23 protein-coding genes and 1 tRNA gene are annotated in these 25,429 nt (G+C 71.3%); 7 read left to right on the top strand and 17 right to left on the bottom strand.

From position 1 onward, the window contains the following. Nucleotides 1-148: 148 nt before the first annotated feature. The 6 genes from G515_RS0105485 to G515_RS0105460 all read right to left on the bottom strand — a co-directional run bounded on the left by G515_RS0105485 (nt 149) and on the right by G515_RS0105460 (nt 7,723). Entirely contained in the window at nt 149-1,306 is a 1,158-nt protein-coding gene (locus G515_RS0105485; RefSeq protein WP_028659347.1) for an alpha-hydroxy-acid oxidizing protein, read from the bottom strand. Nucleotides 1,307-1,387: 81 nt separating this feature from the next. Next, nucleotides 1,388-2,473 carry an alcohol dehydrogenase catalytic domain-containing protein gene (locus tag G515_RS0105480; protein WP_245565222.1) on the bottom strand — a complete coding sequence of 362 codons (1,086 nt, stop codon included), beginning with the start codon at nt 2,471-2,473 and terminating at the stop codon, nt 1,388-1,390. Next, the gene (locus G515_RS19665; protein ID WP_036554367.1) at nt 2,470-3,249 is read right to left on the bottom strand and encodes an SDR family NAD(P)-dependent oxidoreductase; all 780 of its coding nucleotides are present in this window, start codon (nt 3,247-3,249) and stop codon (nt 2,470-2,472) included. The genes G515_RS0105480 and G515_RS19665 overlap by 4 nt, the downstream gene beginning before the upstream one ends. Beyond that, nucleotides 3,246-4,958 carry a thiamine pyrophosphate-binding protein gene (locus tag G515_RS0105470; protein ID WP_028659345.1) on the bottom strand — a complete coding sequence of 571 codons (1,713 nt, stop codon included), beginning with the start codon at nt 4,956-4,958 and terminating at the stop codon, nt 3,246-3,248. Before G515_RS0105470 ends, G515_RS19665 begins: the two co-directional genes overlap by 4 nt. Before the next feature lie 293 nt (nt 4,959-5,251). After that, on the bottom strand, nt 5,252-6,148 hold the full coding sequence (locus G515_RS0105465; protein ID WP_028659344.1) for an IclR family transcriptional regulator: 897 nt from the start codon (nt 6,146-6,148) through the stop codon (nt 5,252-5,254). A gap of 12 nt (nt 6,149-6,160) precedes the next feature. After that, complete coding sequence (locus G515_RS0105460) at nt 6,161-7,723, bottom strand: acetolactate synthase large subunit (RefSeq protein ID WP_028659343.1); 1,563 nt, start codon at nt 7,721-7,723, stop codon at nt 6,161-6,163. 236 nt (nt 7,724-7,959) lie between these two features. Between G515_RS0105460 and G515_RS0105455 the strand changes: the two genes are divergently transcribed. Both G515_RS0105455 and G515_RS0105450 read left to right on the top strand, forming a co-directional pair. Then, nucleotides 7,960-9,000, top strand: coding sequence for a DNA polymerase IV (locus G515_RS0105455; protein ID WP_211220953.1), 1,041 nt, complete (start codon nt 7,960-7,962; stop codon nt 8,998-9,000). A gap of 37 nt (nt 9,001-9,037) precedes the next feature. Beyond that, nucleotides 9,038-9,304: a GlsB/YeaQ/YmgE family stress response membrane protein gene (locus tag G515_RS0105450; RefSeq protein WP_028659341.1), complete on the top strand. Its 267-nt coding sequence runs from the start codon at nt 9,038-9,040 to the stop codon at nt 9,302-9,304. A gap of 83 nt (nt 9,305-9,387) precedes the next feature. Here G515_RS0105450 and G515_RS0105445 read toward each other — a convergent pair whose 3' ends face one another. Next, nucleotides 9,388-9,864: a hemerythrin domain-containing protein gene (locus tag G515_RS0105445; protein ID WP_028659340.1), complete on the bottom strand. Its 477-nt coding sequence runs from the start codon at nt 9,862-9,864 to the stop codon at nt 9,388-9,390. 113 nt (nt 9,865-9,977) lie between these two features. Here G515_RS0105445 and G515_RS0105440 point away from each other — a divergent pair, with 113 nt between their 5' ends. The 4 genes from G515_RS0105440 (at nt 9,978) to G515_RS0105425 (ending at nt 16,149) form a co-directional block, all read left to right on the top strand. Then, entirely contained in the window at nt 9,978-11,123 is a 1,146-nt protein-coding gene (locus tag G515_RS0105440; protein ID WP_028659339.1) for an MDR/zinc-dependent alcohol dehydrogenase-like family protein, read from the top strand. A 44-nt stretch (nt 11,124-11,167) separates the two neighbouring features. Continuing rightward, complete coding sequence (locus G515_RS0105435; RefSeq protein WP_028659338.1) at nt 11,168-12,064, top strand: LysR family transcriptional regulator; 897 nt, start codon at nt 11,168-11,170, stop codon at nt 12,062-12,064. Between the two features lie 81 nt (nt 12,065-12,145). Beyond that, complete coding sequence (gene aceE / locus G515_RS0105430; protein WP_028659337.1) at nt 12,146-14,794, top strand: pyruvate dehydrogenase (acetyl-transferring), homodimeric type; 2,649 nt, start codon at nt 12,146-12,148, stop codon at nt 14,792-14,794. Between the two features lie 11 nt (nt 14,795-14,805). After that, nucleotides 14,806-16,149, top strand: coding sequence for a 2-oxo acid dehydrogenase subunit E2 (locus G515_RS0105425; protein ID WP_036554360.1), 1,344 nt, complete (start codon nt 14,806-14,808; stop codon nt 16,147-16,149). Nucleotides 16,150-16,265: 116 nt separating this feature from the next. Here the strand turns inward: G515_RS0105425 and G515_RS0105420 are convergent, their stop codons facing one another. Continuing rightward, entirely contained in the window at nt 16,266-16,928 is a 663-nt protein-coding gene (locus G515_RS0105420; RefSeq protein WP_028659335.1) for a TetR/AcrR family transcriptional regulator, read from the bottom strand. A 91-nt stretch (nt 16,929-17,019) separates the two neighbouring features. Here G515_RS0105420 and G515_RS0105415 point away from each other — a divergent pair, with 91 nt between their 5' ends. Next, the gene (locus G515_RS0105415) at nt 17,020-17,628 is read left to right on the top strand and encodes an NADPH-dependent FMN reductase (protein WP_028659334.1); all 609 of its coding nucleotides are present in this window, start codon (nt 17,020-17,022) and stop codon (nt 17,626-17,628) included. 220 nt (nt 17,629-17,848) lie between these two features. Here G515_RS0105415 and G515_RS0105410 read toward each other — a convergent pair. From G515_RS0105410 to G515_RS0105370, 9 genes are all read right to left on the bottom strand, one after another. Further along, nucleotides 17,849-17,924, bottom strand: a tRNA-Ala gene (locus G515_RS0105410). 130 nt (nt 17,925-18,054) lie between these two features. Beyond that, nucleotides 18,055-19,191, bottom strand: coding sequence for an ABC transporter permease (locus G515_RS0105405; protein WP_051217906.1), 1,137 nt, complete (start codon nt 19,189-19,191; stop codon nt 18,055-18,057). Beyond that, complete coding sequence (locus G515_RS0105400) at nt 19,188-20,072, bottom strand: ABC transporter ATP-binding protein (RefSeq protein WP_028659332.1); 885 nt, start codon at nt 20,070-20,072, stop codon at nt 19,188-19,190. The genes G515_RS0105405 and G515_RS0105400 overlap by 4 nt, the downstream gene beginning before the upstream one ends. A gap of 42 nt (nt 20,073-20,114) precedes the next feature. Continuing rightward, complete coding sequence (sepX, locus tag G515_RS0105395) at nt 20,115-20,966, bottom strand: divisome protein SepX/GlpR (protein WP_028659331.1); 852 nt, start codon at nt 20,964-20,966, stop codon at nt 20,115-20,117. A gap of 145 nt (nt 20,967-21,111) precedes the next feature. After that, on the bottom strand, nt 21,112-21,717 hold the full coding sequence (locus G515_RS0105390; RefSeq protein WP_245565221.1) for a GNAT family N-acetyltransferase: 606 nt from the start codon (nt 21,715-21,717) through the stop codon (nt 21,112-21,114). Then, nucleotides 21,714-22,211, bottom strand: a complete 498-nt coding sequence (locus G515_RS0105385) for a MogA/MoaB family molybdenum cofactor biosynthesis protein (RefSeq protein WP_169570444.1) — start codon at nt 22,209-22,211, stop codon at nt 21,714-21,716. The genes G515_RS0105390 and G515_RS0105385 overlap by 4 nt, the downstream gene beginning before the upstream one ends. Further along, on the bottom strand, nt 22,204-22,632 hold the full coding sequence (gene moaC / locus G515_RS0105380) for a cyclic pyranopterin monophosphate synthase MoaC (protein WP_051217954.1): 429 nt from the start codon (nt 22,630-22,632) through the stop codon (nt 22,204-22,206). The genes G515_RS0105385 and moaC overlap by 8 nt, the downstream gene beginning before the upstream one ends. Nucleotides 22,633-22,694: 62 nt before the next feature. Then, the gene (glp, locus tag G515_RS0105375; RefSeq protein WP_028659327.1) at nt 22,695-23,924 is read right to left on the bottom strand and encodes a molybdotransferase-like divisome protein Glp; all 1,230 of its coding nucleotides are present in this window, start codon (nt 23,922-23,924) and stop codon (nt 22,695-22,697) included. A gap of 67 nt (nt 23,925-23,991) precedes the next feature. Beyond that, nucleotides 23,992-25,371: a UTP--glucose-1-phosphate uridylyltransferase gene (locus tag G515_RS0105370; RefSeq protein ID WP_028659326.1), complete on the bottom strand. Its 1,380-nt coding sequence runs from the start codon at nt 25,369-25,371 to the stop codon at nt 23,992-23,994. Nucleotides 25,372-25,429 lie beyond the last annotated feature (58 nt).

Below are 25,429 nucleotides of genomic sequence, written 5' to 3'. Positions count from 1 at the left end.
TGGCCTCCGCGCAGGTCGCAGAACCAGGTAGATACACCTGTGTGACGCCGCCCCGAGCGGAGCGGCGGGTCGACCGGGCCGATTGTCGGTCGACCCGTCAACCTCTCCACGGTAGGACCCCGGCTGACGGGCTTTCAAATCCCGCCGCTCAGGTACGCCGGATCGCGTCGCGGCCGAGGTCGGCCAAGGTCGGGTAACCATCCACGGCCAGGGTCAGATCGGCCTCGGCCAGCAGGCTGCGCAGCACGTGCACGATGCCCCGGGTGCCGGCGAGAGCGGCACCGAAGGCGTAGGGCCGTCCCACTCCGACCGCTGTGGCCCCCAGCGCCAGGGCCTTGACCGCGTCGCTGCCCGAGCGGATCCCGGAGTCGAAGAGCACCGGCGTGTCCGGCACAGCGGCGACCACCTCCGGCAGGCAGTCGACGGCCGGGATCCCCCCGTTGGCCTGGCGACCTCCGTGGTTGGAGACATAGATCCCGTCGGCCCCGCCGTCGACGGCCCGCCGGGCGTCCTCGGGATGACAGATGCCCTTGAGGATCAGCGGCAGTTCGGTGAGTCCGCGCAGCCAGCCCAGGTCATCCCAGGTCAGCGGTCGGCCGAAGGTCCGGGCCCAGGCACGGACGGCAGCGGCCGGGTCGTCCTCGGGAGACTCGGCCAGGCCGGCGCGGAACACCGGGTCGGTGAGGTAGTTGGCCAGGCAGTGACCGCGCAGCTGCGGGAAGTTCGCGGTAGACAGGTCCCGCGGCCGCCAGCCGGTCACCCAGGTGTCCAGGGTGACCACGATGCCGCGATAGCCGGCCGCCTCGGCCCGCCGCACGAGGCTGGCCGCGAGGTCCGGGTCGGTCGGGCAGTAGAGCTGGAAGAAGCCGGGAGTGTCCCCCGCCGCGGCCGCCACGTCCTCCATCGGGTCGACGGTGAGCGTCGAGGCGACCATCGGTACGCCGGTGGCGGCGCTGGCCCGGGCCGCGGCCAGGTCGCCGTGGCCGTCCTGCGTGCACAGCCCGATCACTCCGATCGGGCTGAGGAACAGCGGCGTCGGCAACCGCAGACCGAACAGGTCGACCGAGAGATCCCGGTCGCGGCTGGCGCGCAGCATCCGTGGCATCAGCCCCCAGTGGTCGAAGGCGGTGCGGTTGACCTGCTGGGTCCGCTCGTCGCCGCATCCGCCCGCCACGTAGGACCACACGCTCGGCGGGAGCGCCGCCTCCGCTCGTCGTTCCAGCTCGGCGAAGGTCATCGGCAGGTCGGGCACCACCCCGGCGAGTCCGGCGTTGTAGATCTCGTTCTGGAAATCGCCGTAGGCCATCGATCCTCCGTGACAGCAGCGCGGATGTGACTTCGGCACAGTAGCGGTCAGGCACGACCTCCGACCCTGCACCGTGCCGCCTCAGCGACCCGCTTCCTCCCCGCCGACCTCGACCAGCACCTTGGACACCGTGCCGGCGGCCATGGGTTCGAACCCGTCCTCGACCAGTGCGTCGAACGGGATCGTGGTGACCCAGCCGTGGGGATCGTAGGCACCGGTCGCCATCTGGTCGATCACCGCCGCGAAGTCCTCGGCGGTGTAGGCCATCGAACCCGACCAGCGGATCTCGTGCCCCACCAGCGGATTGGGGATCATCCTCGCCTCACCGCCGTAGACCCCGACGGAGAGCAGGTGCCCGCGCGGCCCCAGGCTGGCGAGTCCCGCGGACACGACGGCGGCGACACCAGCCGCATCGATCACCACGTCGGCACCAGCGCCGCTGGTCTCCTCCTGGATCAGCGCCGGTACGTCCACCCGGGCTGGGTCGAGTACCGGATCCGCCCCCAGCGCGGCGAGGTGGCCCCGCCGCTCGGCAGACGGTTCGACCACACTCACCCGCCGCACTCCTCGTGCGCGGAGGGCGAACCAGACGCCGACCCCGATCGGACCGCCCCCGAAGACGACCACGGTGGGATCGGGGCCGGCGCCCTCGAGGGCCCGCGCGACGGCATGATGCGCCACCGCCATCGGCTCCACCAGCGCCCCCATCGCGAGGGGGAGATCGGCCGGCAGCCGGTGGACCAGTCGGTCCGGGACCACGGTGACCTCGCTGAGCCCGCCCCCGTTCGACTGGAGGCCGTGGAAGGCACGCTGCTGGCACAGGTGCGCGAGCCCGCGACGGCACGACGAGCACACCCCGCAGCGGTGCAGCGGCTCCACACACACCGCGTCGCCCGGCTCCACACCCGTGACGCCGGGACCGATCGCGCTGACCCTGCCGGCGAACTCGTGGCCCAGGATGACCGGGAGCTGCGCCCCGGTCAGCGGGTGCGGTGCGGTGGGGATCACCAACGGCCCCGCCTGGAACTCGTGCAGGTCCGAGCCGCACAGCCCGTTGAACGCGACCGCGACGGCGACCTCTCCTGGCCCTGGTTCGGGGCGGGCGACCTGCTCGATCCGGACGTCGCCGCGGGCATGGAAGACCGCCGCCCGCATGGTCGCGCTCACGCGGTCCCGCCCGCGGCGGTGGTGAGGGCGTCGTACAGCCCCGGATAGCGACGGGTGCGCGCTCCGCCGTCGACCGCCAGGGTCTCCCCGGTGATCCAGGAACCGGGGGCGCACAGGAAGACGATCGCCTCGGCGATGTCCTCCGGGGTGCCGATCCGGCGCAGCGGGGTGTTGTCGAGGAACTCCGCACGCAACTCCGGCGAGGCCGTGATGGGGGCAACGAGCGGCGTGTCCACCAGGCCGGGGGCCACCGCGTTGACCCGGATCCCCCGCTCGCCCAACTCGAGAGCCGAGACCTGCGTGAGCATCTCCACGCCCGCCTTGGCCGAGCAGTACGCCGCCATGCCGGCGCCCGCCTGCCTCCCGTTGAGCGAGGACACGGTCAGGATCGCACCGTCCTCGCCGAGCACCCGGGCGGCGTGCTTGATCACCAGGAAGGCCCCGGTGAGGCATACGTCGAGCACGGTCCGCCAGTGCTCCAGAGGCTGTTCGACCACGCTGCCGAGCAGGTTGACCCCGGCCGTGTTGACCACGCAGTGCACCGGTCCGGCAGCGCCGAGGTCTGCGAAGAGCGACTCGATGCTCGCCTCGTCGGTGACGTCGACCCGCGCGGAGCGACCCCCCTCCCCCAGTTCGGCCGCCGCCGCGGCGGCGCGCTGCTCGTCCAGGTCGGCCACGACCACGCTCTCGCCGAGGGCGGCGAAGGCGTGCGCCACCGCCAGGCCGATGCCGGAGGCACCACCCACCACGACGCAGGTGCGGCGCCCCGCGCTCACAGGGGAAGGTTCTGGTAGTAGGGCACGACGACCTCGGTGGTCGAGGTGACATCACCGAGCATCGCGGTGGTGATCGGGTGCACCACCTCGGGGGCGATCTCGACGTTGAGGCACACGGGTACACCGGCCAGGAACGCCTTCTCCAGGGCAGGACCGAGATCCTCGAGGCGACCGATCCGCTCGCCGTACCCACCGAAGGCGACCGCGGTCTGCTCGTAGGCGCTGTCGGCGAGCCGGGTGACCGCGACACCGCCCTCGCCGTACACGGCCTCCTGGCCGTGGATGGACATTCCCCAGACGAGGTTGTTGAAGACCACCGTCACCGCCGGGATGCCGTGCCGCACCATGGTGTCGAACTCGGCGATGTGGAAGGCGGCGGAGCCGTCACCGGTGACGAGCAGGATCGGCCGTTCCGGTGCGGCCCGATGCGCGCCGACCGCGAAGCCCTGCCCGACGCCGAGGCAGCCGAGATAGCCGAGTCGCAGGACCGACCCGGGTTCCTCCGCGGCCAGGTGCATGCCGACCCAGGCCGGCGCCTCGCCGCCGTCGAGGATCGCCACGGTGCGCTCGGGCAGGTGGGCGGCGATCTCACGGGCGGCGAAGTAGGGGTGGATCCTGCCGCTCTCGGTGGAGGGATCGGTGAAGACCTGCCGGTGCGCGTGCTGGACCCGGGTGGCCTGCTCGACCCAGTCCGGAGCGACGGAGCTCCCGGCATCCTCCGGTGCTGACGCGAGCAACGCCCGAAGCGTCTCCCCGCAGTCGGCCACCAAACCCACCGCCACGTCGTGCATCCGGCCGATCTCGGCCGCGTCCAGATCGACCTGCACGATCCGGGCGTGGGTGAGTACGCCGTGCCGCCCGCCGGTGAACATCCCGGTGCGGATACCGAGCAGGATGACCAGGTCGGGGGCGGTGCCGAGCGCGGCGAGCATGGCCAGCGGCGTACCGCCGCCCGCCCAGAGCCGATGGGACGCCGGTAGGATGCCGTCTCCCTTGTTGGGGGTGAAGACCGGCACCTCGAACCGCTCGGCGAAGGCGGCCAGTTCCTGCGAGCACCCCGAGAGCATCGCGCCGCCGCCGGTCACGATCACCGGACGCTCGGCGCGGGACAGTTCCGCGAGGACGTCGGCCACCTGCGCCCCGGTCGGGGCGGACCTGGTCGGCTGCGCGCTGATCGCCGGCATCCGGACCAGGGAATCGGCCACCGGGCGGAACAGCACGTCGATGGGCACCTCGAGCAGCACCGGTCCCGGCTTGCCGGAGACCGCGTGCTGGAGCGCGAGCCCGACGAGTTCGGGGATCCGCTCCGGATGGGTGACCCGATGCGCCCACTTGGTCACGGGCGCGGCCATCGCGATCTGGTCGAACCCGCCCTGGAGCGGGTTCGTCTCCACCTCCCCCAGGGGCGGCGCGCCGACGACGAACAGGGTCGGGATCGCATCCAGGTAGGCGTTGGTGATCGCTGTCAGCGTGTTCGTGAAGCCGGGTCCCGAGGTCGTCACGCACACCCCCGGCCGACCGGTCAGCCGGGCGTAGGCGTCGGCCGCGTGACCGGCGCTCGACTCGTGTCGGGTGTCGGTGAGCCGGATGCCGTGGGGCTCGCAGGCGATGTAGAAGGCGTCCAGGTGGCCCCCGTGCAGGGTGAAGACCTCGGTGGTCCCGGCCTCGTGCAGGGCCCGCGCGAGCAGTTCCCCTCCGGTGACGGTCATGGGCAGTGCTCCCTCGAGTACGGCGGGCTCGCACGGCCGGCAGGTACGCCGGCGGCCCTGCCCGCGCTGGTGACTGGCGTCACGCTAAGAGTGGGCAATATGCCTGTCAACGGTGGCATAGTGCCACCCCCTCGTCGAGGTGCTCGTGGTCACCGATTAACGGTGCCCCCCCCCCGCGGGACCGCTCCCCGTATCCACGCCGCCCCCGCCCGTGAACGGGACCGGGACGGGCGACGGTCCGGTGGACGCCTGCCGGAACCACCCCTGGTAGGCCGGCCGGGTGAGCGGGCCGCTCAGCGGTGGCCGAGTTCGCGGGAGACCTCGGCGGCACTCTCGGCCATCGCCCGCCCCATCGCGGCGACCACCTCGCCGCTGACCGGGCCGCGCAGGTCGGTGAGGCACAGTGCGTGCGTGACGTCGCCGGCGGCATCGAAGACGGGGGCGTTGACCGACACCGGGTGATACATCGCGGTCGGTGAGAGCTCCTCCACGAGGACCTCGGCGCCGAGCGAGGCGACACCCTGGTCGAGCAGACGATGGGCCCGTCGCGAGCCGCTGAGGTCCCCCGCGGCGTCGACGATCAACTCCTCCAGGGACTGCGGCGTCGGTCGGAACTCCTCCACGGCGTACCCCCGTGCGCGGATGGCCTCCAGCGCCCTGGTCAGGTCGCCGCGATCACCCTCCGCACCCAGCGCGAGCCAGCGGTCGACGTGCTCCGGCTCCGCCCAGGCGACCAGGACCGCCCCCAGCGGCGGCCGGAGTCTGATCGCATCGCCCATCCGGAGCCCGATCGAGGTGGGTCCGCTGGACCACCGCCGCCCGGCCGGCGACCCGGACGCGATGTCCACCACGACCAGGTCGGGCAGGCTCGAGGCCACCGTCATGCAGGCGGCGTCGAACTCCTCGGCCAGGGCGACCGCCCGGGGGCGGGTCAGGTCGACGATGTCGATCGCCGAGCGCGCGGCCGCACCGATCGGGACCAGCCGTGGCCCCAGGTGGTAGGTCTTCCGGCGCGGGTTGCGCACCAGCCAGCCGACCCGGACGAGCTCGGCGAGCATCGGCGTACAGGTCGCCTTGTGGACGCCGAGGTGCCGAGAGATCTCGGCGAGGGTCCGGCCGGTCCGCTCGGCGCCGGCCAGGAGTTCGAGCACCTCGACGAGTCGCTCGGTCTGAGGGGATGGACGCGGCAACGGGAGCCGACCTCAGAGCAGGACTTCGACCAGCGACGGGCCGGGCGTGTTGAAGCCGTGCCGCAGCGCCTTGGTGAACCCGGTGACGTCGTCCACGGCGACCCCGTCGACGCCGAAGCCGCGTGCCACCGACACCCAGTCGACCGCCGGCCGGTCGAGCCCGAAGAGCTGATCGGCCACCGCGCCTCCCCCCGCGCCGCCGACGTTGCGCATCTCGCCGTCGAGGATGGCGTAACGGCGGTTGGAGAAGATGACGGTGACGATGTCGAGGTTCTCGCGGGCCATGGTCCACAGCGCCTGCGGCTGGTAGAGGCCGCTGCCGTCGCTCTCCAGGCAGACCACCTGGCGGTCGGGGCAGGCGATCGCGGCACCGACCGCGTTGGGCATCGCGTAGCCGATCGCCCCGCCGGTGCCGAGCAGCCAGTCGTGCGGTGCCGCTGTGATGGTGCTCGGCCAGAACGACCGCCCGGTGGTGATCGACTCGTCCACCACGATGGCCCCCTCCGGGAGCATCGAGGCGAGCACCGGCCCGAGCGAGCCCGCGTCGAGCGGTCCTCCGGTGGGTACGTCGGGCACCGACAGCTCTGCTCGGGGCGGCTCGGCGTCGGTCGCTCCGAGCCGGTCGGCGAGCAGCTCGAGCGCGGCCTCGGCGTCCTGGGTGGGGTCGCTGAGCACCTGGATGTTCATCCCGGGAGCAGCCAGTTCGCTCGGCCGATCGGGGTAGGCGAAGAAGGCCACCGGGGCCTTGGCCCCCACCAGGACGAGGTTGTCGAACCGGGACAACATCGCGCGGGCCTGGTCCACCGGGTACGGCAGCCGTTGGACCGGCACCCGGCCCGCCCCGCGGGTGATCCGCGCGGCGTGGGTCTGGGTGATCAGGGTCGCGCCGGTGGCGGCCGCGATCCGGCCTGCCCACTCCAGGCTCTGCGCCCGCGTGGACCTGCCGCCCAGCAGGAGGGCGGTGGAGGCACCGGCACCCAGCAGCGCCGCGACCGCGGAGACCGTCTCCTCGCTCGGAGCCGGCGCCAGGGTCGGTGCGGGCAGCCCCTCGGACAGCGGCCGTCCCGCGGCGGAGATCGGGTTCCAGGCCGCGTCCGCGGGAAGGATGAGCGAGGCGACCCGGCCGGGGGTCGAGCGCGCCGCGGCGACCGCGGCAGCCGCATCGGTCGCGACCGCGTCGGCGTTCAGGCTGGTGCGCACCCAGTGCGAGAAGGGCCGCGCGGTTCCCTCGACATCCGAGGTCAGCGGGGCGTCGTGGCGGCGGTGGTAGGTCGCATGGTCGCCGATGACGTTGACCACCGGCGACTGCGCGCGCATCGCGTTGTGCAGGTTCGACAGCCCGTTGGCCAGCCCCGGCCCCAGGTGCAGGAGGGTGCTCGCGGGTCGGTCCAGCATCCGCGCATAGCCGTCCGCGGCCCCGGTCACGACCCCCTCGAACAGGCCCAGCACCGGCCGCATCCCACCCACCCGGTCGAGCGCGTCGACGAAGTGCATCTCCGAGGTGCCCGGATTGGCGAAACAGGTGTCGACCCCGCTCGCCAGCAGTGTGCGCACCAGGCTCTCCGCGCCGTTCATCTCCCGCTCCGTCCCGCTCGCCACCGGCAGTCTCCTGACTCTCGAGTTCGCGCGCAACAGCTCCTGCCGGGCGCTGCCGCCAAGCTACGGAGGCGCTCGGGTGCGGTCAACGGTGTCTCGCCGCCTGCCCCGCACCCTCGCTGCCTCGCCCTCCGCCGAGTCCGGCCGCGCCGGTTCCTCCTGGACCACCTCGCGAGATCGGACGGCCCGACCTACTACCGGGCACACTGGGCGAGGTGAGGGACTGGGTGCTCCACGTCGACCTCGACCAGTTCCTGGCCGCGGTGGAGGTGCTCCGACGTCCCGAACTGGCCGGGCAGCCGGTGATCGTGGGCGGTCGGGGCGATCCCACCGAGCGAGCGGTGGTGTCCACCGCTTCCTACGAGGCGCGCGAGTACGGCGTCCGCTCCGGGATGCCGCTCCGGATCGCGGTGCGGAAGTGCCCGCACGCCGTACTCCTGCCCGTCGACCGGCCGGTCTACGAGGCCGCCTCCGACCAGGTGATGGCGACCCTGCGGGAGGTGCCGGGCGCCACCGTCCAGGTGCTCGGCTGGGACGAGGCGTTCCTCGGCCTCCGCACCGAGGACCCCGAAGCCGTCGCCCGTGACATCCAGGCCGCAGTCCTGGCGAGCACCGGACTGCACTGCTCGGTGGGGATCGGGGACACCACCGTGCGCGCCAAGATCGCGACCGACCTCGGCAAGCCGCGCGGCCGGTTCCGGCTCACCGCCGAGACCTGGCTCGAGGTCCTGGGCGCTCGACCCACCACTGCCGTGTGGGGGATCGGGACGCGCGTCGCCGCCCGGCTGGCCGCGCTCGGGGTGCACACGGTGACCGACCTCGCGGGTACGTCGGTGGAGCGGCTCCAGCAGGAGTTCGGGCCGCGGATGGGGGTGCACTATGCCGCCCTCGGTCGCGGCCTGGGAGAAGGCGTGGTCGACGACACCCCGTGGGTGGCGCGGGCGCACGGCCACGAGACGACCTATCAGCGCGACCTCACCACCCGGGCCGAGGTGATCGCGGCCCTGGCCGTCCTAGCCGGGGACGTGGTGGCCGACCTCCGCCGGGAGGCGCGCCCCTGCCGCAGGGTGCACCTCAAGGTGCGGTTCGCCCCGTTCTTCACCACCGTCCGCAGCCGCAAGCTGCCGGAGCCCACCTACGACGCCGAGGTCCTCGCCTCGACCGCGCTGGACCTCCTGGACCGGTTGGAGGACGACCGGCCGATCCGGCTGCTCGGCGTCCGCGGGGAGATGGTGCCGCCCCCGGGTGGCTATTGAACTCCCGGACCTCACCGGTCGTGAGTACGGTTGAGTCATGATCGGTTCACTCATCGCCGGCCTGATCATCGGAGCACTGGCTCGCCTGATCAAGCCCGGCAAGCAGGACCTCGGCATCCTCGCCACCCTCGGGCTGGGCGTGGTCGGCTCCCTCATCGGCGGCACCATCGCCTGGCTGCTCGGCACCGGCAGCATCTGGGAGCTCAACATCATCGGCTTCGTCCTGGCCGTGGTCGCCTCCATCGCGCTGGTGGGCACCGCAGAGGCGGTGACCTCGAAGAACCGCAAGGCCATCTCCAGGTAGCGAGCGCCTGGCACCACCCCACCGGCGTAGCCGGGCGCTGCGGCCTGCGCGCACCCGCCCGCTCCGTACTCCGCCCGGGCGCTTCAACGGGCGGTCTGCTCCCCGTCCAAGAAGGTGGGATGGTCCGAGCGGGCCCGGTCGACACGGTCCCAGCCCTCGGCGCCGAGGGTGACCACGGAGACCGGGAAGATGCCGAGGTTCTCCCTCTCGACATGCTCCTCCAGCTCGGCCAGCAGCGCGGTCACCGCCTGCTCGAAGCCGGGGCTGCTGGGGTCGAGCCCACCGATGCCGTCATCGAGCATGACGTGCTCCTTCTCGAGCTGCTCGACCTCATCGACGAACTCGTCCAGGTTGCGCAGCGCCGTGAAGATGCCCTCCTCCTCCTTGGTCACATGGGTGTGGAGGTGGGCGACCAGGTGCTGGATGCGGCCGAGGGCAGCGCTCCGATCCCCCTCGGCCAGTGCCTGTCGGATCAGGTGGGCCTCGTCGAGCAGGGCGTAGTGCTCATCCATCAGTTCGGCGATCGGCTCGATCTCCCGGCATCCGCAGTGCTCACACATCAGCGCCTCCCTGTCGGCAGGCTACCCCGCACCGACGCCGGTCCGGCGGCGGCGCGTTCCACATCGCGGCGCGGAGCAGGCGGGATCGATCGGGGGTTCCCTAGGCTCTGGCCATGACGACCCCCACCACGACCCGCGAGCTTCGCTCGAAGATCACCTCAGCCGGCACGCTCGAGCTCTCGATCGAGGAGGTTCCCCTCCCACCGATGGGACCGGACCAGGTGATCGTGCGGGTCGACGCCACCCCGATCAACCCGTCCGACCTGGGCCTCCTGCTCGGGCCTGGGCGTCTGGGCACCGCTCGCGAGACCGGTACGCCGCAGGCACCGCGTCTCACCGCCGAGGTACCCGCCGCGGCGCTCACCGCGGTGGCCTCCCGGCTGGACACCTCCATGCCGGTCGGCAACGAGGGTGCCGGTGTGGTCGTGGCCGCCGGCACGTCCGAGGCGGCCCAGGCACTGCTCGGCAAGACCGTCTTCGCGATCGGCGGCGGCATGTACACCCAGTTCCGCCGCCTCCACGTCCAGCAGCTCCAGGTCCTGCCCGAGGGCCGTACGCCGGCCGAGGGCGCGTCCTCGTTCGTCAACCCGATGACGGCGCTCGCGTTCCTCGACACGATGCGCGCCGAAGGGCACACCGCGCTGGTCCACACCGCCGCGGCGTCCAACCTCGGTCAGATGCTCAACCGGCTCTGCCTGGCCGACGGGGTCCCACTGGTCGCGATCGTGCGCAAGGCCGAGCATGTCGAACTCTTGCGGAGCCAGGGAGCCGAGCACGTCCTGGACAGCACCTCGCCGACCTTCGACGCCGACCTCGTCGAGGCACTCGCCGCGACCGGTGCGACGCTGGCCTTCGACGCGATCGGCGGAGGCACCCTGACCTCGCAGATCCTCGCCGCGATGGAGGTAGTGGCCTCGCGCGCGTCCGGCGAGTACAGCCGCTACGGCTCCGCCTCGCACAAGCAGGTCTACGTCTATGGCGCGCTCGACGTCTCGCCGACCGTCCTGGACCGCCGGTTCGGGATGGCGTGGGGCATCGGCGGCTGGCTGTTGATGCCGTTCCTGGAGAAGGTCGGCCCGCAGCGCCAGGCCGAGCTCCAGGCCCGGGTCATGGACGAGCTCACCACGACCTTCGCCTCGAACTTCACCCAGGAGATCTCCCTGGACCGGGCCCTCTCGCTCGATGTGGTGAAGGCCTACGCGAAGTCGGCGACGGGCGAGAAGTACCTCATCGTCCCCAGCCTGGGCGAGGGTCGCTGACGTCGTCCCCACGTGAGGATTCCATGCGGTGAGAACATGCATCCATGGAGATCGAGACGATCCGCGCATTCCTGGATGTGGCGGTCGGCAGCACGGTGACCGAAGCGGCTGAACGCGCGCGTCGTACCCAGCCGTCCCTGTCCAGGGCGCTGGCCCGGCTCGAGCGCGAGGTCGGCACCCCGCTGTTCCAGCGCGCCGGGAGGGGGCTGGTGCTCACCCCGGCAGGTCGTGAGTTGGTCCTGCACGCCCGCCAGATGGTCGACGCGTACGACCGTGGCGTGCGCTCGGTCGGCGACATCGCCGCACCCGATGCGGGGTTCGTCCCGCTGGCGTTCCTCCACACCCTCGGCACCTGGCTGGTCCCCGAGCTGATCCGGGGGTTCCGGGCCGAGCGCCCCCAGGTCAGGTTCGATCTGCGGCAGTACGGCGACGCGGGCCTGGTCGAGGATCTGGTCAACGGCCTCGTGGACATCGCGATCACCGGCGACCGTCCCCGCCTGCCCTCCCTGGAGAGCCGCCGGCTCTTCCTGGAGCCGCTGCGGCTGGTGGTGCCGCCCGATCACCGGCTCGCGGGCCGGCGTACCGCCCGCCTGGCCGACCTGGCCGAGGAGCAGTTCATCGTCCTCAAGCCCGGCTTCAGCCTGCGCCGGGTCACCGAGGACCTGTGTGCCGAGGCCGGCTTCGACCCGCAGATCGGATTCGAGGGCGAGGAGGTGGAGACGCTGCGCGGGCTGGTCTCGGCCGGCCTGGGGGTGGCGCTCCTCCCCGAACTGCGCCTCGGCAGCGCCCAGCCGGTGCCCGACCTGCGGGTCACCGACGTACGTGCCAGCCGCGAGATCGGCATCGCCTGGGTACGCGACCGGACGTTGCCGCCGGCCTCCGCGGCCTTCCGTGCGCATGCGCTCGAGGCAAGTCGCACTATCCATTCGTCAAACGCATGATTTGCTGCGGAGGCAGGCATTGGACGCATGTCCATCCATTTCGGATGATGGTGTCGCCCATCACCGAGCGGAGGACACGGAATGACCGACATCGACCCTGAGGAGACGCAGGAGTGGCGCGACGCGCTCGCGGCGGTCCTGGAGTTCGAGGGCGAGGAGCGGACCAGGTTCCTGCTCGACCAGATGCTCGAGGAGGCCCAGCGCCTCGGTACCCGAGCACCCTTCGTGGCGACCACGCCGTACGTCAACACCGTGCCGCGCTCCGCCGAACCCACCCACCCCGGCGACCACGCGATCGAGAAGCGGATCCGGTCCGCGATCCGCTGGAACGCGATCGCGATGGTGCTGCGCGCCAACAAGGACTCCACCGAGCTCGGCGGCCACCTGGCCAGCTTCCAGTCCGCCGCGACCCTCTATGACGTCGGCTTCCAGCACTTCTGGCACAGCCCGACCGAGAGTCACGGCGGCGATCTGATCTACGCCCAGGGCCACATCTCCCCCGGCATCTACGCCCGCGCCTTCCTCGAGGGCCGCCTCACCGAGGCCCAGCTGGACAACTTCCGACAGGAGACCGGCGGCGCCGGGCTCTCGTCGTACCCCCATCCGTGGTTGATGCCCGACTTCTGGCAGTTCCCGACCGTCTCGATGGGTCTCGGCCCGCTGATGTCGATCTACCAGGCCCGGTTCCTGAAGTACCTCCACGCCCGTGGCCTGGCCGACACGGCGGGCCGGAAGGTCTGGGCGTTCCTCGGTGACGGCGAGACCGACGAGCCCGAGTCGCTCGGCGCCATCTCGATGGCCGCCCGCGAGCACCTGGACAACCTGATCTTCGTGGTCAACTGCAACCTGCAGCGCCTGGACGGACCGGTGCGCGGCAACGGCAAGATCATCCAGGAACTCGAGGGCGTCTTCCGCGGCGCCGGCTGGAACGTCATCAAGCTGGTGTGGGGCTCGGGCTGGGACACGCTGCTCGCCCAGGACACCACCGGCGCGCTCAAGCGCCGGATGATGGAGTGCGTCGACGGGGAGTATCAGACCTTCAAGTCCAAGGACGGCGCCTACGTCCGCGAGCACTTCTTCGGGGTCGACCCCGAGCTCGCGGCGATGGTCGCCGACTGGAGCGATGAGGAGATCTGGCGCCTGACCCGAGGCGGCCACGACCCGCAGAAGGTGTACGCCGCCTACGCCGCCGCGCACGCGCACACCGGCTCGCCCACCGTCGTCCTGGCCAAGACCGTCAAGGGCTACGGCCTCGGCGCCGCCGGCGAGGCCCTGAACATCTCCCACCAGGCCAAGAAGGTCGCCGAGCCCGCGCTGCGCGCCTTCCGCGACCGGTTCGCGATCCCGGTCAGCGACGAGCACCTGCTGGACCACCCCTACGTGTCCTTCCCCGAGGGCTCGCCGGAGCACACCTACCTGCACGCCCGCCGCAAGGAACTCGGCGGCTACCTCCCCAGCCGCCGACAGAAGTCGGCCGCACTGCCCGTGCCCGGCGTCGAGGCCTTCGCCGCCCAGGTCGCCGGATCCAACGGCCGCGAGATCTCCACGACGATGGCGTTCGTCCAGATCCTCACCAAGCTGCTGCGCGACAAGCAGGTCGGCAAGCGGGTCGTGCCGATCGTCCCCGACGAGGCGCGCACGTTCGGCATGGAGGGGCTCTTCCGCCAGATCGGGATCTTCTCGCAGAGCGGTCAGCTCTACACCCCCGAGGACGCCGACCAGCTGATGTTCTACAAGGAGGACGCCAGCGGGCAGATCCTCCAGGAGGGCATCAACGAGGCCGGTGCGATGTCCTCGTGGATCGCGGCCGCGACGTCGTACTCCTCCAACGACACCCCGATGATCCCGTTCTACATCTACTACTCGATGTTCGGGTTCCAGCGCATCGGCGACCTCGCCTGGGCGGCCGGCGACATGCGCGCCCGCGGCTTCCTGCTCGGCGGCACCGCCGGGCGGACCACGCTCAACGGCGAGGGACTGCAGCACGAGGACGGTCACAGCCACCTCCAGGCCGCGATGATCCCCAACTGCGTCTCCTACGACCCGACCTACTCCTACGAGCTGGCCGTGATCGTGGCCGACGGCCTGCGCCGGATGTACGCCGAGCAGGAGGACGTCTTCTATTACCTCACCCTGATGAACGAGAACTACGAGCACCCGGCGATGCCCGAGGGGGCCGAGGAGGGGATCCTCAAGGGGCTCTACCTGCTGCGGCCCGGCACCGGCCGTGGGGCCGCGAAGATCAATCTGGTCGGTTCGGGCACGATCCTGCGCGAGGTGCTGGCCGCCGCCGACCTGCTCGCTTCGGACTTCAAGATCAAGGCCGACGTGTGGAGCGCGCCCAGCTTCACCGAGCTCCGCCGCGACGCTCTGGCCACCGAGCGGTGGAACACCCTGCACCCGCTCGAGGAGCCTCGCACGCCGTACGTCGCGCAGTGCCTGGGCACCAAGAGCACGCCGGTCGTGGCGGCCACCGACTACATGAAGTCCTACGCCGACCAGATCAGCACCTTCGTCCCCGGCCGCTTCACCTCGCTGGGCACCGACGGCTTCGGCCGCTCCGACTACCGCCGCAACCTGCGCCGCCACTTCGAGGTCGACCGCCACTTCATCGCGGTCGCCGCTCTGCGCAGCCTGGCCGCCGAGGGCGTCGTGACCGCCGAGGTCGTCGCCCAGGCCATCGAGAAGTACGGCATCGACCCCGACCGGCACGACCCGGCCAACGCGTGAGGACAGCAACGATGGAAATCAAGGTTCCCGACATCGGCGATCTCGGCGACGTACCCGTCATCGAGCTGCTCGTCGAGCCCGGCACCCAGGTGAGCGCCGAGGACCCGCTGGTCACCCTGGAGACCGACAAGGCGACCATGGACATCCCCTCCCCCATCGCCGGCACGATCGTGTCGCTGTCGGTGAAGGTCGGCGACATGGTCCGCCAGGGCAGCGTCATCGCGATCGCCGAGACCGCGGAGACCGCCGAGACCGCGGAGACCGCGGAGACCGCCGAGGCCCCGGAGGCCCCGGAGGCCCCGGAGGCCCCGGAGGTCCAGGAGGCAAAGAAGACCGAGCCCGCGCCCGCGGCACCGGCCGCTCCCGCACCGCGGGCCCGTACGGCCGCCGAGCCCGCACTGGCAGTGCAGTCTCCGGCCGCCGCCGAGGATGAGACCGCGTCGGCCGAGGACGAGCAGCCGGCTGCCGGCGTACGGGCGACCCCGCTCGTACGCCGCCTCGCCCGCGAACTCGAGGTGGATCTCGCCGCGGTGACCGGTACCGGGTTGAAGGGCCGGATCACCAAGCAGGACCTGCTGACCCACTACGAACGCGGCCTCGCCCCGGCGGGTGCGCCCAGCGGGGGCGGCATCCCACCGGTGCCCGAGGTCGACTTCTCGAAGTTCGGGCCGACCCGCACGGTGCCGCTCTCCCGCATCAAGAGGCTGTCCGGCCCGCACCTGCACCGCTCCTGGCTCAATGTCCCCCACGTCACCCACTCCGACGAGGCCGACATCACCGAGCTCGACGTCTACCGCCGCGAACTCGACACCGCGGCCAAGGCCGACGGCTACCGGGTGACTCTGCTCAGCTTCCTGCTCAAGGCCGCCGCGTCGGGCCTGCGCAAGTACCCCGAGCTGAACAGCTCGCTGGCCGGCGACTCCCTGGTGCTCAAGGACTACATCCACATCGGGGTCGCCGTGGACACCCCCGACGGCCTGGTCGTCCCGGTGGTCCGCGATGTCGACCGCAAGGGGATCGTCGAGCTCAGCCACGAGCTCGGCGAGCTCTCGGCGAAGGCCCGCGACGGCAAGCTCACCGCCACCGAGATGCAGGGGGCCTCCTTCACCATCAGCAGTCTCGGCGGCATCGGGGGCACCAACTTCACCCCCATCGTCAGCGCCCCCGAGGTGGCGATCCTCGGCGTCGTCCGCTCCAAGATGTCGCCGGTCTGGGACGGCGAGGGCTTCGTGCCCCGGCTGATGCTCCCGCTGTGTCTGTCCTACGACCACCGCGTCATCGACGGCGCCCTCGCGGCACGGTTCACCGCCCACCTCGCACACGTCGCCTCCGACGTACGCCGCCTCGTGCTCTGACCGCCTTCCCTCCAGCCGGCCTCCACCCATGGGTGGAGGCCGGCTGAGGCTGCAGTCGGGCCCTCAGCCGGACCTTGCCTACCGGGGAACGGGACGCCCAGGGCCGATCCCGAGGTTCACCGGCGTCGGGTTGTCGGCTGTGGGCGGTATCCGCGGACGAACACGGCCACTCCGTCGACGGCCCAGGCACGCCGCTGCCGTTGAGTGAAGGGTGAGCCGGGCGGCCCCGGCCTGGCCGAGACGAGTTCCGAGAAGTGGATAGCGGCACGTTCGGGATGTTCGATGCCGAGGAGTCCGAGGTCGGCCCACCGGGCCAGTGTTGCGGTCAGTTCGGCCCTCACCCGCCCCGGCCCCGCCTGCCACCAGGCGGTGATGATGTCGGCTCCGAGGTGGGCCGCTTCGGCGCCGACCTGGCGGATGAGTGCGCGGTGGGTGGCCGACTGCGTCGTTCCGGCCAGCCACTCGGTCGCGAACGCGACCAGCGCCGGCTCGACCTCCTCGGCGGTGCTCACCGGCGAAAGCAGGCGCTCGATGAGCGTGGTCTCCTCCTCGGCGATCTGTGCTGCGGACTCGGCGATCACCGCCGCGAACAGGGTGGTCTTGTCGGCGAAGTGCTTGTAGAGCGTCCGATTCGAAACGCCTGCCGCGGCGGCGATCGCGTCGACACTGGCCCGCTCGTATCCCTCGCGGGCGAAGATCTCCCGAGCGCCGGTCATGATCGCCTCGCGCTTCTCGGGCCGCAGTCGCCCCACCGGCCTGCCCGCTTCGTCTGGGTTCACAGGGACCGCCCCCTCTCTCTTCGGTGCTTGCTGCATTCACCCTAATATGTAGAGTAATCGGTGTACTTTACATCTACAGATGGAGAATCTTATGACTCGCATCGCCGTCATCGTCGGCAGCACCCGCACCCACCGCCGCGCAGACAGCGTGGCCGACTGGACCGTGCAGACCGCCCGGAAGGTCGCCCCCGAAGGGGTGCAGGTCGAGTTGGTCGACCTGGCTGACTTCGATCTGCCGGTACTGGACGAGCCCGCTCCCGCCATGTCAGGCATGGTCGCTCACGAACACACCAAGCGGTGGGGTCAGGCCATCGGGTCGTTCGACGGCTTCGTGTTCGTCACGCCCGAATACAACCACGGCGTGCCCGGGCCGTTGAAGAACGCGATCGACTACCTGTGGCACGAGTGGAACGACAAGGCCGCCGGGTTCGTCAGCTACGGCACCAACGGCGGAGTGCGCGCGGTGGAACAACTCCGACAGGTCGCCGCCGAGCTGAAGCTCGCCGACGTGCGCGCCCAGGTGGTGCTCAACGTCTTCACCGACTTCGACTACAGCGGTCTGGATGTCACCGACCCGACCATCGCCGGAGCCTTCACCCCTGACGAACAGCACACCGCGGACCTCACCGAACTACTGGTCGAAGTCACCGCGTGGAGCCGCGCCCTGGCCGCCGTGCGCGACACGGCAGGCGCTCACTGAGACGGCTCAGCCGCAATCCGCCTCGACAGGCAGCGAGACGACCCCGATCCTGCCCACACGCCAAGACAACTCGGTACGCCGGGCGCCCGAGCCGGGCCGAGGTGCCCCGAAAGAGTGCCGGGGCGATGCCCCGAGCGGCGATGAAGTGCCGAGTTCCTGCCGACTTTCCACTCCGTCCTCCTCATCGAGGATTCCGGACCGGCCCGCTGACCTGCAGGTTTGGTGGAGCTGAGGGGATTCGAACCCCTGACCTTCTCATTGCGAACGAGACGCGCTACCAACTGCGCCACAGCCCCATCGCATCGCGTGGATGCGGAAGGAACATTAACACCCGGCCGGACGGTGAACCAATCGGGTGGGTTGTGAGTGTCAGCGAGGGCAATGGGCCTCGCTGACACTCACAACTCGGGTCAGCCGGCACTCCGGTCAGCGGGAGCGGAGCGCGTCCTTCAGGCGCACCCGACGACCGGTGCGCAGCAGGGAGTTGCGGTAGACCCGCTCGCCGACGGCGATCACGGCGACGGTGGTGAGCACGAGCAGGAGCAGCGCACCGATCGGCTCCCACCACAGCGCGTCGCCGGAGTAGACCAGGGTCGGCATCGAGATCGGCGAGGAGATCGGCAGCCAGGCCAGGACGTGCAGGAGGGTCTCGTTGGAGCTGGCGACGAAGCTGAGGAGGTACGGGATCATGATCAGCGTGGTCACCGGGGTGGTCGCGGCCCCGATGTCCTCCGAACGCGAGATCAGGCTGGCCGAGGCAGCGAACAGCGAGGAGATCATCGTGAACCCCACCAGGAAGAACACGACGAACCACACGATCGAGGGGCCCAGCTCACCCACGCCGATGTTCTTCCCGGTCACGGCCAGTCCCACACCGGCGGCGAGGGCGATCAGCGCGATCTGACCGACGGCCAGCAGGGTGTTGCCGAGCACCTTGCCGGTCAGCAGCGCCCGCGCCGAGACCGCCGAGAGCAGCACCTCCACGATGCGGGTCTGCTTCTCCTCCACCACGCTCGCCGCGATCTGGTTGCCGAAGGTCATCGCCCCCATGAAGAAGGCCAACCCGAAGGCGATGGAGACGAAGTACATCGTGGCGGGGTCCGGCCCGCTGTCGTCGATCAGTTCGACCTGCGGCGTCGAGGAGAACGCCTGGACAGCCCGTTCCGGCGCCTCCCGCAGCCCCTCCACGGTGACCTGCCCGCCCTCGAAGAGGAGTACGGCGTCGACGTCGCCGTCCCGCAGCAACTGCTCGGCCTCCGCCTGGCTGAGCCCGGACTCCTCGACCTCGACGTACGGCGTCCCCTCGGCGTCCACGAGCGTGGACAGGTCGAGCGGCGGTTCGCCGACCACCGCGACCGTGTCGGGGTCGCTCCCGCCGATGACGTTCGGCAGCACCGTCACGGCCACCGCGCCGGCGAGGAGCAGCCCGGTCATGATCAGGAAGGCCTTGGACCGGACGCGGGTGCGCAGCTCGCGCTGGGCGACCAGCCGGACGGTGCCCCAGAACGTGGGCGTGCGCGGGGGCGCCGTCAGCAGATCGGGGGTGTCGCGGGTCGCGGTCATGCGACCACCTCCTTGAAGATCTCGGCCAGGTGCGGGCGCAGGCGCTGCCAGGACTGCACCGCTCCGCGGTCGCTGGCCGCCGACAGGAGATGACGGAGCACCGGTTCCGGGGCCTCGACCACCACCCGCCCGGGGTCGTCCTCGTGCAGTTCGCCGCGCTCCCCCAGCCAGCCGGCGACCCACGAGGCGTCCTCGACGACGAGCTCCCAGCGGTCGCCGGCGTACCTGTCACGCAGCGTCTCGCGCTCGCCCTCGGCCCGGATACTGCCGGCAGCAATGATGACCAGGTCGTCGCAGAGCCGCTCGACGATGTCGAGCTGGTGGGAGGAGAACAGCACCGGCAGGCCGCCCTCGGCGTGGGCATGCAGCACCCGCTGTACCCGCTCGACCGCGATCGGGTCGAGGCCGGAGAACGGCTCGTCCAGGATCAGCACCTCCGGCTGGTGCACCAGCGCGGCCGCGATCTGGGCGCGCTGCTGGTTGCCCAGGCTGAGGGTCTCGATCGCATCAGTGGCATGCCGGGTGAGGTCCAGATCCTCCAGCAGTTGCTCGGCGTGCCGGGTGGCCGCGGGCTCGCTCCAGCCGTGCAGACGGGCCAGATAGACGAGGTGCTCGGTGACGCCCATCTTCGGGTAGAGGCCGCGCTCCTCGGGCATGTATCCGAACCTGCGGCGGTCCGCGGGGCTGAGCGGGGTGCCGTCCAGGGTCACGGTGCCGGAGTCGGCCCCGAGCACCCCCAGGATGATCCGCATGGTGGTGGTCTTGCCTGCACCGTTGCCACCGACGAAGCCGGTCATCCGGCCGGGCCGGACGGTGAAGGAGACCTGATCGAGGGCCGGCTTGTCGCCGTACCGTTTGGAGATCGCGTCGACTCTGAGCACTCGGCCTACCCTATCGACGCGGGCCCGGTGAGGCCCCTCGACTCAGGAGCCGCTGGCGCGGCGCTGCTGTGCGCCGTCCTTCGCGCGGGCGGCCTCGGCGGCCTCGCGGGCCAGCGCGCTGTCGGCGTCGTTGCGGCCCGAGGACCACACGCCGGTGGAGTCCAGGTCGATGGTGCGCACGCTGCGGTGCGCGGCCGGGGCGGTGACGTAGGTCGGCAGCGGGGCCGACACAGGCGTCCACATCCCCTCGGCGACGGGCGCGGCGACGGGCTCTGCGGTCGGCTCGCCGCGGCGCGGCTGGGGCAGCGGGGCCTCCACGACCGCGACCTCCTCGGTGACAGGGTCGGCGGCCGGCGCGGACGCCGCTGCGGCCGGCACCGGGGGCGTGACCCGAGTGCCCCCGCGGGCACGACGCTCCTGCTTCACCATCAGCCGGCACGCCACCAGCCAGGCGATCAGCAGGCCCCCGGGCACGGCGGTCCAGGCCCAGTCGAGGACCGCGAACCCGGCCAGGGTCGCCACGGTCGCGAGGGCGAGCAGGATGACGCCGAGGACGTTGCGGCGCCGGCGGGCGGCGACCTTCGAAGCGGTACGACGAGGCGCCGGCGCGGTGGTCTCGGCAGCCGCGGGAGAGACCGCCGGGGCCTCCGTGGCCTGGGGGCGAGCCTGGGCAGGTGCCCGACGGGCGCGGGCATTCGACCCGCTCTCCGCGGTGACCAACTCGGCCTCCTCCTTGCTCGACCGGTCGCGGCGCGCGAGGACGCGCACGGTCTTGGAGAACCTGTCGACGGTGCGGGCCCGCACACTCTCATCGTGGTGCTCGAGCGCCTTCGGAATCAGGTAGACGGCCCACGCCACGGCGAGGGCGACGAAGATGAGTGCGCTCGGGTCCACGCCTCAGAGATTAGGAGCGCGCGGGAGGGTCGGAGCGGATGTTCGCAGGTGTGTCGCAAATTGCGCGTGTGACTGGTGTGACGACCGCGTGCCCGGGGGCATCCGGCGACCGACGTACCCGCCATCCACGGCGACGCGGCGACGGTCAGGGCAGGACGCGGGAGAGCAGCCCGTCGGGACACTCCTCGACGGTGACGGCGAAGATCCGGTGGTCGCGCCAGTCTCCGTCGATGTGCAGGTAGTAGGGGGCGTAGCCGATCTCGCGGATGCCGAGCTTCTCCACCACCCGCAGCGAGTTGGAGTTCTCCGGTCGGATCGCGATCTCCACGCGGTGCAGACCGGTCACGAACAGATGGTCGATGACCAGGGCGACGGCCCGGGGCATGATCCCGCGACCGGCGTAGGCGATGTCGATCCAGTAGCCCACGCTGGCGAACATCGCCGAGCCGCGGACGACGTTGCTCACCGTGACCTGGCCGCAGAACCGGCCGTCCACCTCGATGGCGAAGGGGTACGCCGCCCCGCGCCGCGCCTCCCGGCGCAACCTGCGGGCCAGCGCCGCGAACGAGGTGGGACGGGAGTCACCCCGGGGCGGCACGGTGGCGTCCCACGGGTGCAGCCAGGCCGCACTGCGCTGCCGGGCCTCCCGCCAGGCCGCGGCGTCGGACCCGCGCAGCGGACGCAGAGTGATCTCGCCGGTGTGGAGTACCGCGGGCCAGGCCGCGCTCACCGGGATCCGGGGAAAGCTCACGGCTCCGTACGCGGGTGGTCGCCGCCGGCGAGCTGATCGACCGCGTGTCGAAGGATCGGATGGAGCACGGTCAACGCGTCCTTCACCCCGCCACGGGATCCGGGCAGGTTGACCACCAGGCAGTCACCCGCGACGCCGGCCAGGCCGCGCGAGAGCACCGCGGTCGGGATGCCCTGGGCCAGGCCGGCGGCCCGGATCGCCTCCGCGATGCCCGGCACCTCCCGGTCGAGCAGGGGCCGGGTGAACTCCGGGGTGCGGTCGGTGGGGCTCAGCCCGGTGCCGCCGGTGGTGAGCACGACCGCGGCACCCGCTTCCACGTACGACGCGATCGCCTGCCCGACCGGGGCGCCGTCCTCGACCACCAACGGCTCCTCGACGGTGAAGCCGAGCTCGCCGAGGGCCTCGACGATGAGCGGACCGGTGGTGTCGGCGTAGACACCCCGGGCCGCGCGATTGCTGGCGACGATGACACCAGCCAGCAGCAGCTCAGGCACGGGACCAGTCCCCCGACTTCCCGCCGGTCTTGGTCTCGACCCGTACGTCGCTGATGACCGCACCCTTGTCGACCGCCTTGACCATGTCGACGACCGTGAGGGCCGCGACCGAGACCGCGGTCAGGGCCTCCATCTCGACGCCGGTGCGGTCGGTGGTCGTGACCCGGGCGGTGATCTCGACCGCGTCGTCGGCGACCGCCAGCTCGACCTGCACTCCCGAGATCGCCAGCGGGTGGCACAGCGGGATGAGATCGGGCGTGCGCTTCGCGCCCATGATGCCGGCCAGGCGTGCCACCGCCAGTGCGTCACCCTTGGGCACGCCCTCCCCGCGCAGCAGCGCGACCACTGGGCCCGAGACGAGCACCCGACCCGAGGCGGTGGCGGTGCGGGCGGTGACGGCCTTCCCCGACACGTCGACCATCCGGGCAGCACCCGTCTCGTCCACGTGGGTCAATCGTTCCTGGTTCACAGCTGGCTCCTGACTCACCACTGGGCTCCGTCCAGGAGCGTGATCTCCACCTCTGCTCCGGCCTCCAGGGCCGTGGTCCCGGGGGGTAGGACGAGCAGGCAGTCGCTGCGCGCGAGCCCGCCGATCAGATGCGAACCCGCACCGCCCACCGGGGTCACCCGACCCGCGGCGGCGTCGTAGCGCCCGCGGAGGTACTGCTGCTTGCCGGCGGGCGAGGTCAGCCCGGTCGCAAGCCGTGCCCGCAGGGTGGGCGGCACCTCCGGTGCCAGACCCATCCGTCGGCGCAGGGCGGGCAGCACGAAGACGTGGAAGGAGACGTAGGAGGACACCGGATTGCCCGGCAGGGTCACCACCGGGACCTCACCGCCGGCCCCGGTCAGCATCCCGAACCCCTGCGGCTTGCCCGGCTGCATGGCCACCGGCCCGAACCAGACGCCCTCGGGCCGCAGCGCCGCCTTGACGATGTCGAAGTCGCCCTGGGAGACGCCACCCGAGGTCACCACCAGGTCTGCCTCGGCCAGTCGGTCGCGCAGGACCTCGAGGAACTCCTGAGCCGAGTCGGCCACGATCCCGACCCGGTCCACGCGCGCACCGGCGCGGAGAGCGGCAGCGGCCAGGAGGAAGGAGTTGCCGTCGTAGATGGAGTCGGGGGCCAGGTCCTCACCGGGCGCACGCAGCTCCGAACCGGTCGAGACGACCACGACCCGGGGCCGCGGCCGGACCTGCACCTGGGCGACCCCCACCGAGGCGAGCAGTCCCAAGTGGCGGGGCCCGAGCACCGTGCCCGCGGCGACGACGAGTTCGCCGGCGGTGAGGTCCTCCCCCGCACCGCGGATGTGCTGACCGTCGTCGGGCGCCCGGGTGATCACGACCCGCTCAGCGCCCCGGTCGGTCCACTCGTAGGGAACCACCGCGTCGGCACCGGCCGGGACGGGCGCTCCCGTCATGATCTTGGCTGCTGCACCGACCGGCAGCTGCTGCAGACCCGCCTGGCCGGCGCCGATCTCACCGGCCACCGGGAGCGTCACCGGCGCCCGGTCATCGGCACCGGCGACCTCGGCCCGGCGGACGGCGTACCCGTCCATGCCGGAGTTGTCGAAGCGCGGCAGCGACACCGCGGCTCGGACGTCCTCGACACAGACGAGCCCGAGCGCGTCGAGGAGCGGAGTCGAGCGCGCCGGCAGCGGTTCGATCCGCGCCAGGATGCGCGCCCGGTGCTCGTCGGGGGTGATCGCCTCGGGCATGTGCTGACCCTAAGGGATCACCCGCCGAGCAGTGGGCGGCGTCCGCCGTGGGTCGCGAGCAACCAGTTCAGCCCTGGGTGAGCACCGTGCCGGGGTCGATCCGGCGGGCCGCCTCGGCCTCGACGCTGACCGCGCCGACGACCTTCACCCCGTGACCGAAGGTCACATCGCCGGAGACGCGCAGGGAGTCCGCCTCCTTGAGCGAGGGCGTGCCGTCCGGGAACCGCTTGTCGAACTCGGTCACCAACTTGTAGTGGCTACCGTCGAGATCGATGAAGGGAACCGCGGCGGCCGCCTGGTCGAGCACGAAGTCGCCACCCAGGTCGTAGACGTCCGAGCGCAGCACCAAGAGGTCGTTGGTGGTCTTCACCGGCACGAACCGGTCACGGTCGACCTCGATGAGTGCGGAGTCCTCGAAGATCTCGATGGCCGCGCCCATCGCGGTCTCGATCTGGACGACCTGCGGCGAACTGGTGTCGCTGGGGTCGACCGGCTTGACGTTGCGGATCAGCGGCAGGCCCAGGATTCCGCCACGCAGGTCGAGCTCCTGCTCCAGCCGGTCGATGTCGAACCAGAGGTTGTTGGTCGAACAGAACCGGTGCCGATCCAGGTCGGCCAGCTTCGCGCGGTCCTCATCGAGGGTCTGCGCGGTCTCCCGCAGGATGATCCGGCCGTCGCTCTTACGCCGGGCGAAGTGGCCGCCCTTGCGATCGCTCGCCGTGCGTCGTACCGCCTCGATCGCGAACGGCGCACCGCTCTGCGCGAACCAGCCCGCCACCCGGGGGTCCGGCACCGCGCCGAGGTTGTCGGAGTTGGAGACGAAGACGTAGCGGTAGCCCTGCCGCCGCAGCAGCTCGAGCATCCCGGTGCCGCGCAGCGCGGTGTAGATGTCGCCGTGCCCCGGCGGACACCACTCCAGATCGGGGTCGCGCTGCCAGGTCACTGGCTTCAAGCCGTCCAGGAGCAGCTTGGGCTCCTTGTTCTGGAGGAACTCCAGCGGCACCCCGTCCACCGGCAGGTCGGTGTAACGGGCCAGGGCCGCCATCGTGTCCTCGCTGGTGCGGAAGGAGTTCATGAAGATGAGCGGCAGGGTGGCGTCGTGCTGCCGGCGCAGATGCAGCACCTGGCGCACGATGATGTCGAGGAAGTTCATCCCCTTGCGCACGCACAGCAGCGACTTGGCCCGGCCCATGCCCATCGACGTGCCGAGCCCGCCGTTGAGCTTGATCACCGCGGTCTTCCCGAGCGCGTCCGCGGCCACGTCGTCGGCGACCTCGATGTCGCGCAGCGCCTCCATGCCGACCGGCTCGATCGTCTGCTCGGGGATCATCCCCGTCTCGCCGTGCTCGAGCAGGCGGTAATAGTGCGCGAACGTGTCGACGGCGACCTCGTCGATCCCCGCTGCCCGCATCTTCTCGCGCGCCTGGTTCAGGCCTGCACTACCCATACCTACGATCGTAGGCTGGTCAGGTGCTCGACCGGCAAACCGTCCCACCCCTCCTGCT

The sequence above is a fragment of the Nocardioides insulae DSM 17944 genome (assembly GCF_000422825.1).
Taxonomy (GTDB): Bacteria; Actinomycetota; Actinomycetes; order Propionibacteriales; family Nocardioidaceae; genus Nocardioides; species Nocardioides insulae.
The sequence above is the reverse complement of the archived record's forward strand: the minus strand, read 5'-3'. Positions and strand labels throughout refer to the sequence as shown.

Excerpts from the sequence above, each read along its gene's own strand:
- G515_RS0105440 (WP_028659339.1), top strand. The coding sequence starts at position 9,978 with ATGACGACCCCCACCACGACCCGCGAGCTTCGCTCGAAGATCACCTCA.
- G515_RS0105445 (WP_028659340.1), bottom strand. The coding sequence starts at position 9,864 with ATGTGTGAGCACTGCGGATGCCGGGAGATCGAGCCGATCGCCGAACTG.
- glp (WP_028659327.1), bottom strand. The coding sequence starts at position 23,924 with ATGCCCGAGGCGATCACCCCCGACGAGCACCGGGCGCGCATCCTGGCG.
- G515_RS0105405 (WP_051217906.1), bottom strand. The coding sequence starts at position 19,191 with ATGACCGCGACCCGCGACACCCCCGATCTGCTGACGGCGCCCCCGCGC.
- G515_RS0105370 (WP_028659326.1), bottom strand. The coding sequence starts at position 25,371 with ATGGGTAGTGCAGGCCTGAACCAGGCGCGCGAGAAGATGCGGGCAGCG.
- G515_RS0105470 (WP_028659345.1), bottom strand. The coding sequence starts at position 4,958 with ATGACCGTCACCGGAGGGGAACTGCTCGCGCGGGCCCTGCACGAGGCC.
- G515_RS0105435 (WP_028659338.1), top strand. The coding sequence starts at position 11,168 with ATGGAGATCGAGACGATCCGCGCATTCCTGGATGTGGCGGTCGGCAGC.
- G515_RS0105450 (WP_028659341.1), top strand. The coding sequence starts at position 9,038 with ATGATCGGTTCACTCATCGCCGGCCTGATCATCGGAGCACTGGCTCGC.
- aceE (WP_028659337.1), top strand. The coding sequence starts at position 12,146 with ATGACCGACATCGACCCTGAGGAGACGCAGGAGTGGCGCGACGCGCTC.
- G515_RS0105415 (WP_028659334.1), top strand. The coding sequence starts at position 17,020 with ATGACTCGCATCGCCGTCATCGTCGGCAGCACCCGCACCCACCGCCGC.
- moaC (WP_051217954.1), bottom strand. The coding sequence starts at position 22,632 with ATGGTCGACGTGTCGGGGAAGGCCGTCACCGCCCGCACCGCCACCGCC.
- G515_RS0105460 (WP_028659343.1), bottom strand. The coding sequence starts at position 7,723 with ATGAACGGCGCGGAGAGCCTGGTGCGCACACTGCTGGCGAGCGGGGTC.
- G515_RS0105425 (WP_036554360.1), top strand. The coding sequence starts at position 14,806 with ATGGAAATCAAGGTTCCCGACATCGGCGATCTCGGCGACGTACCCGTC.
- G515_RS0105485 (WP_028659347.1), bottom strand. The coding sequence starts at position 1,306 with ATGGCCTACGGCGATTTCCAGAACGAGATCTACAACGCCGGACTCGCC.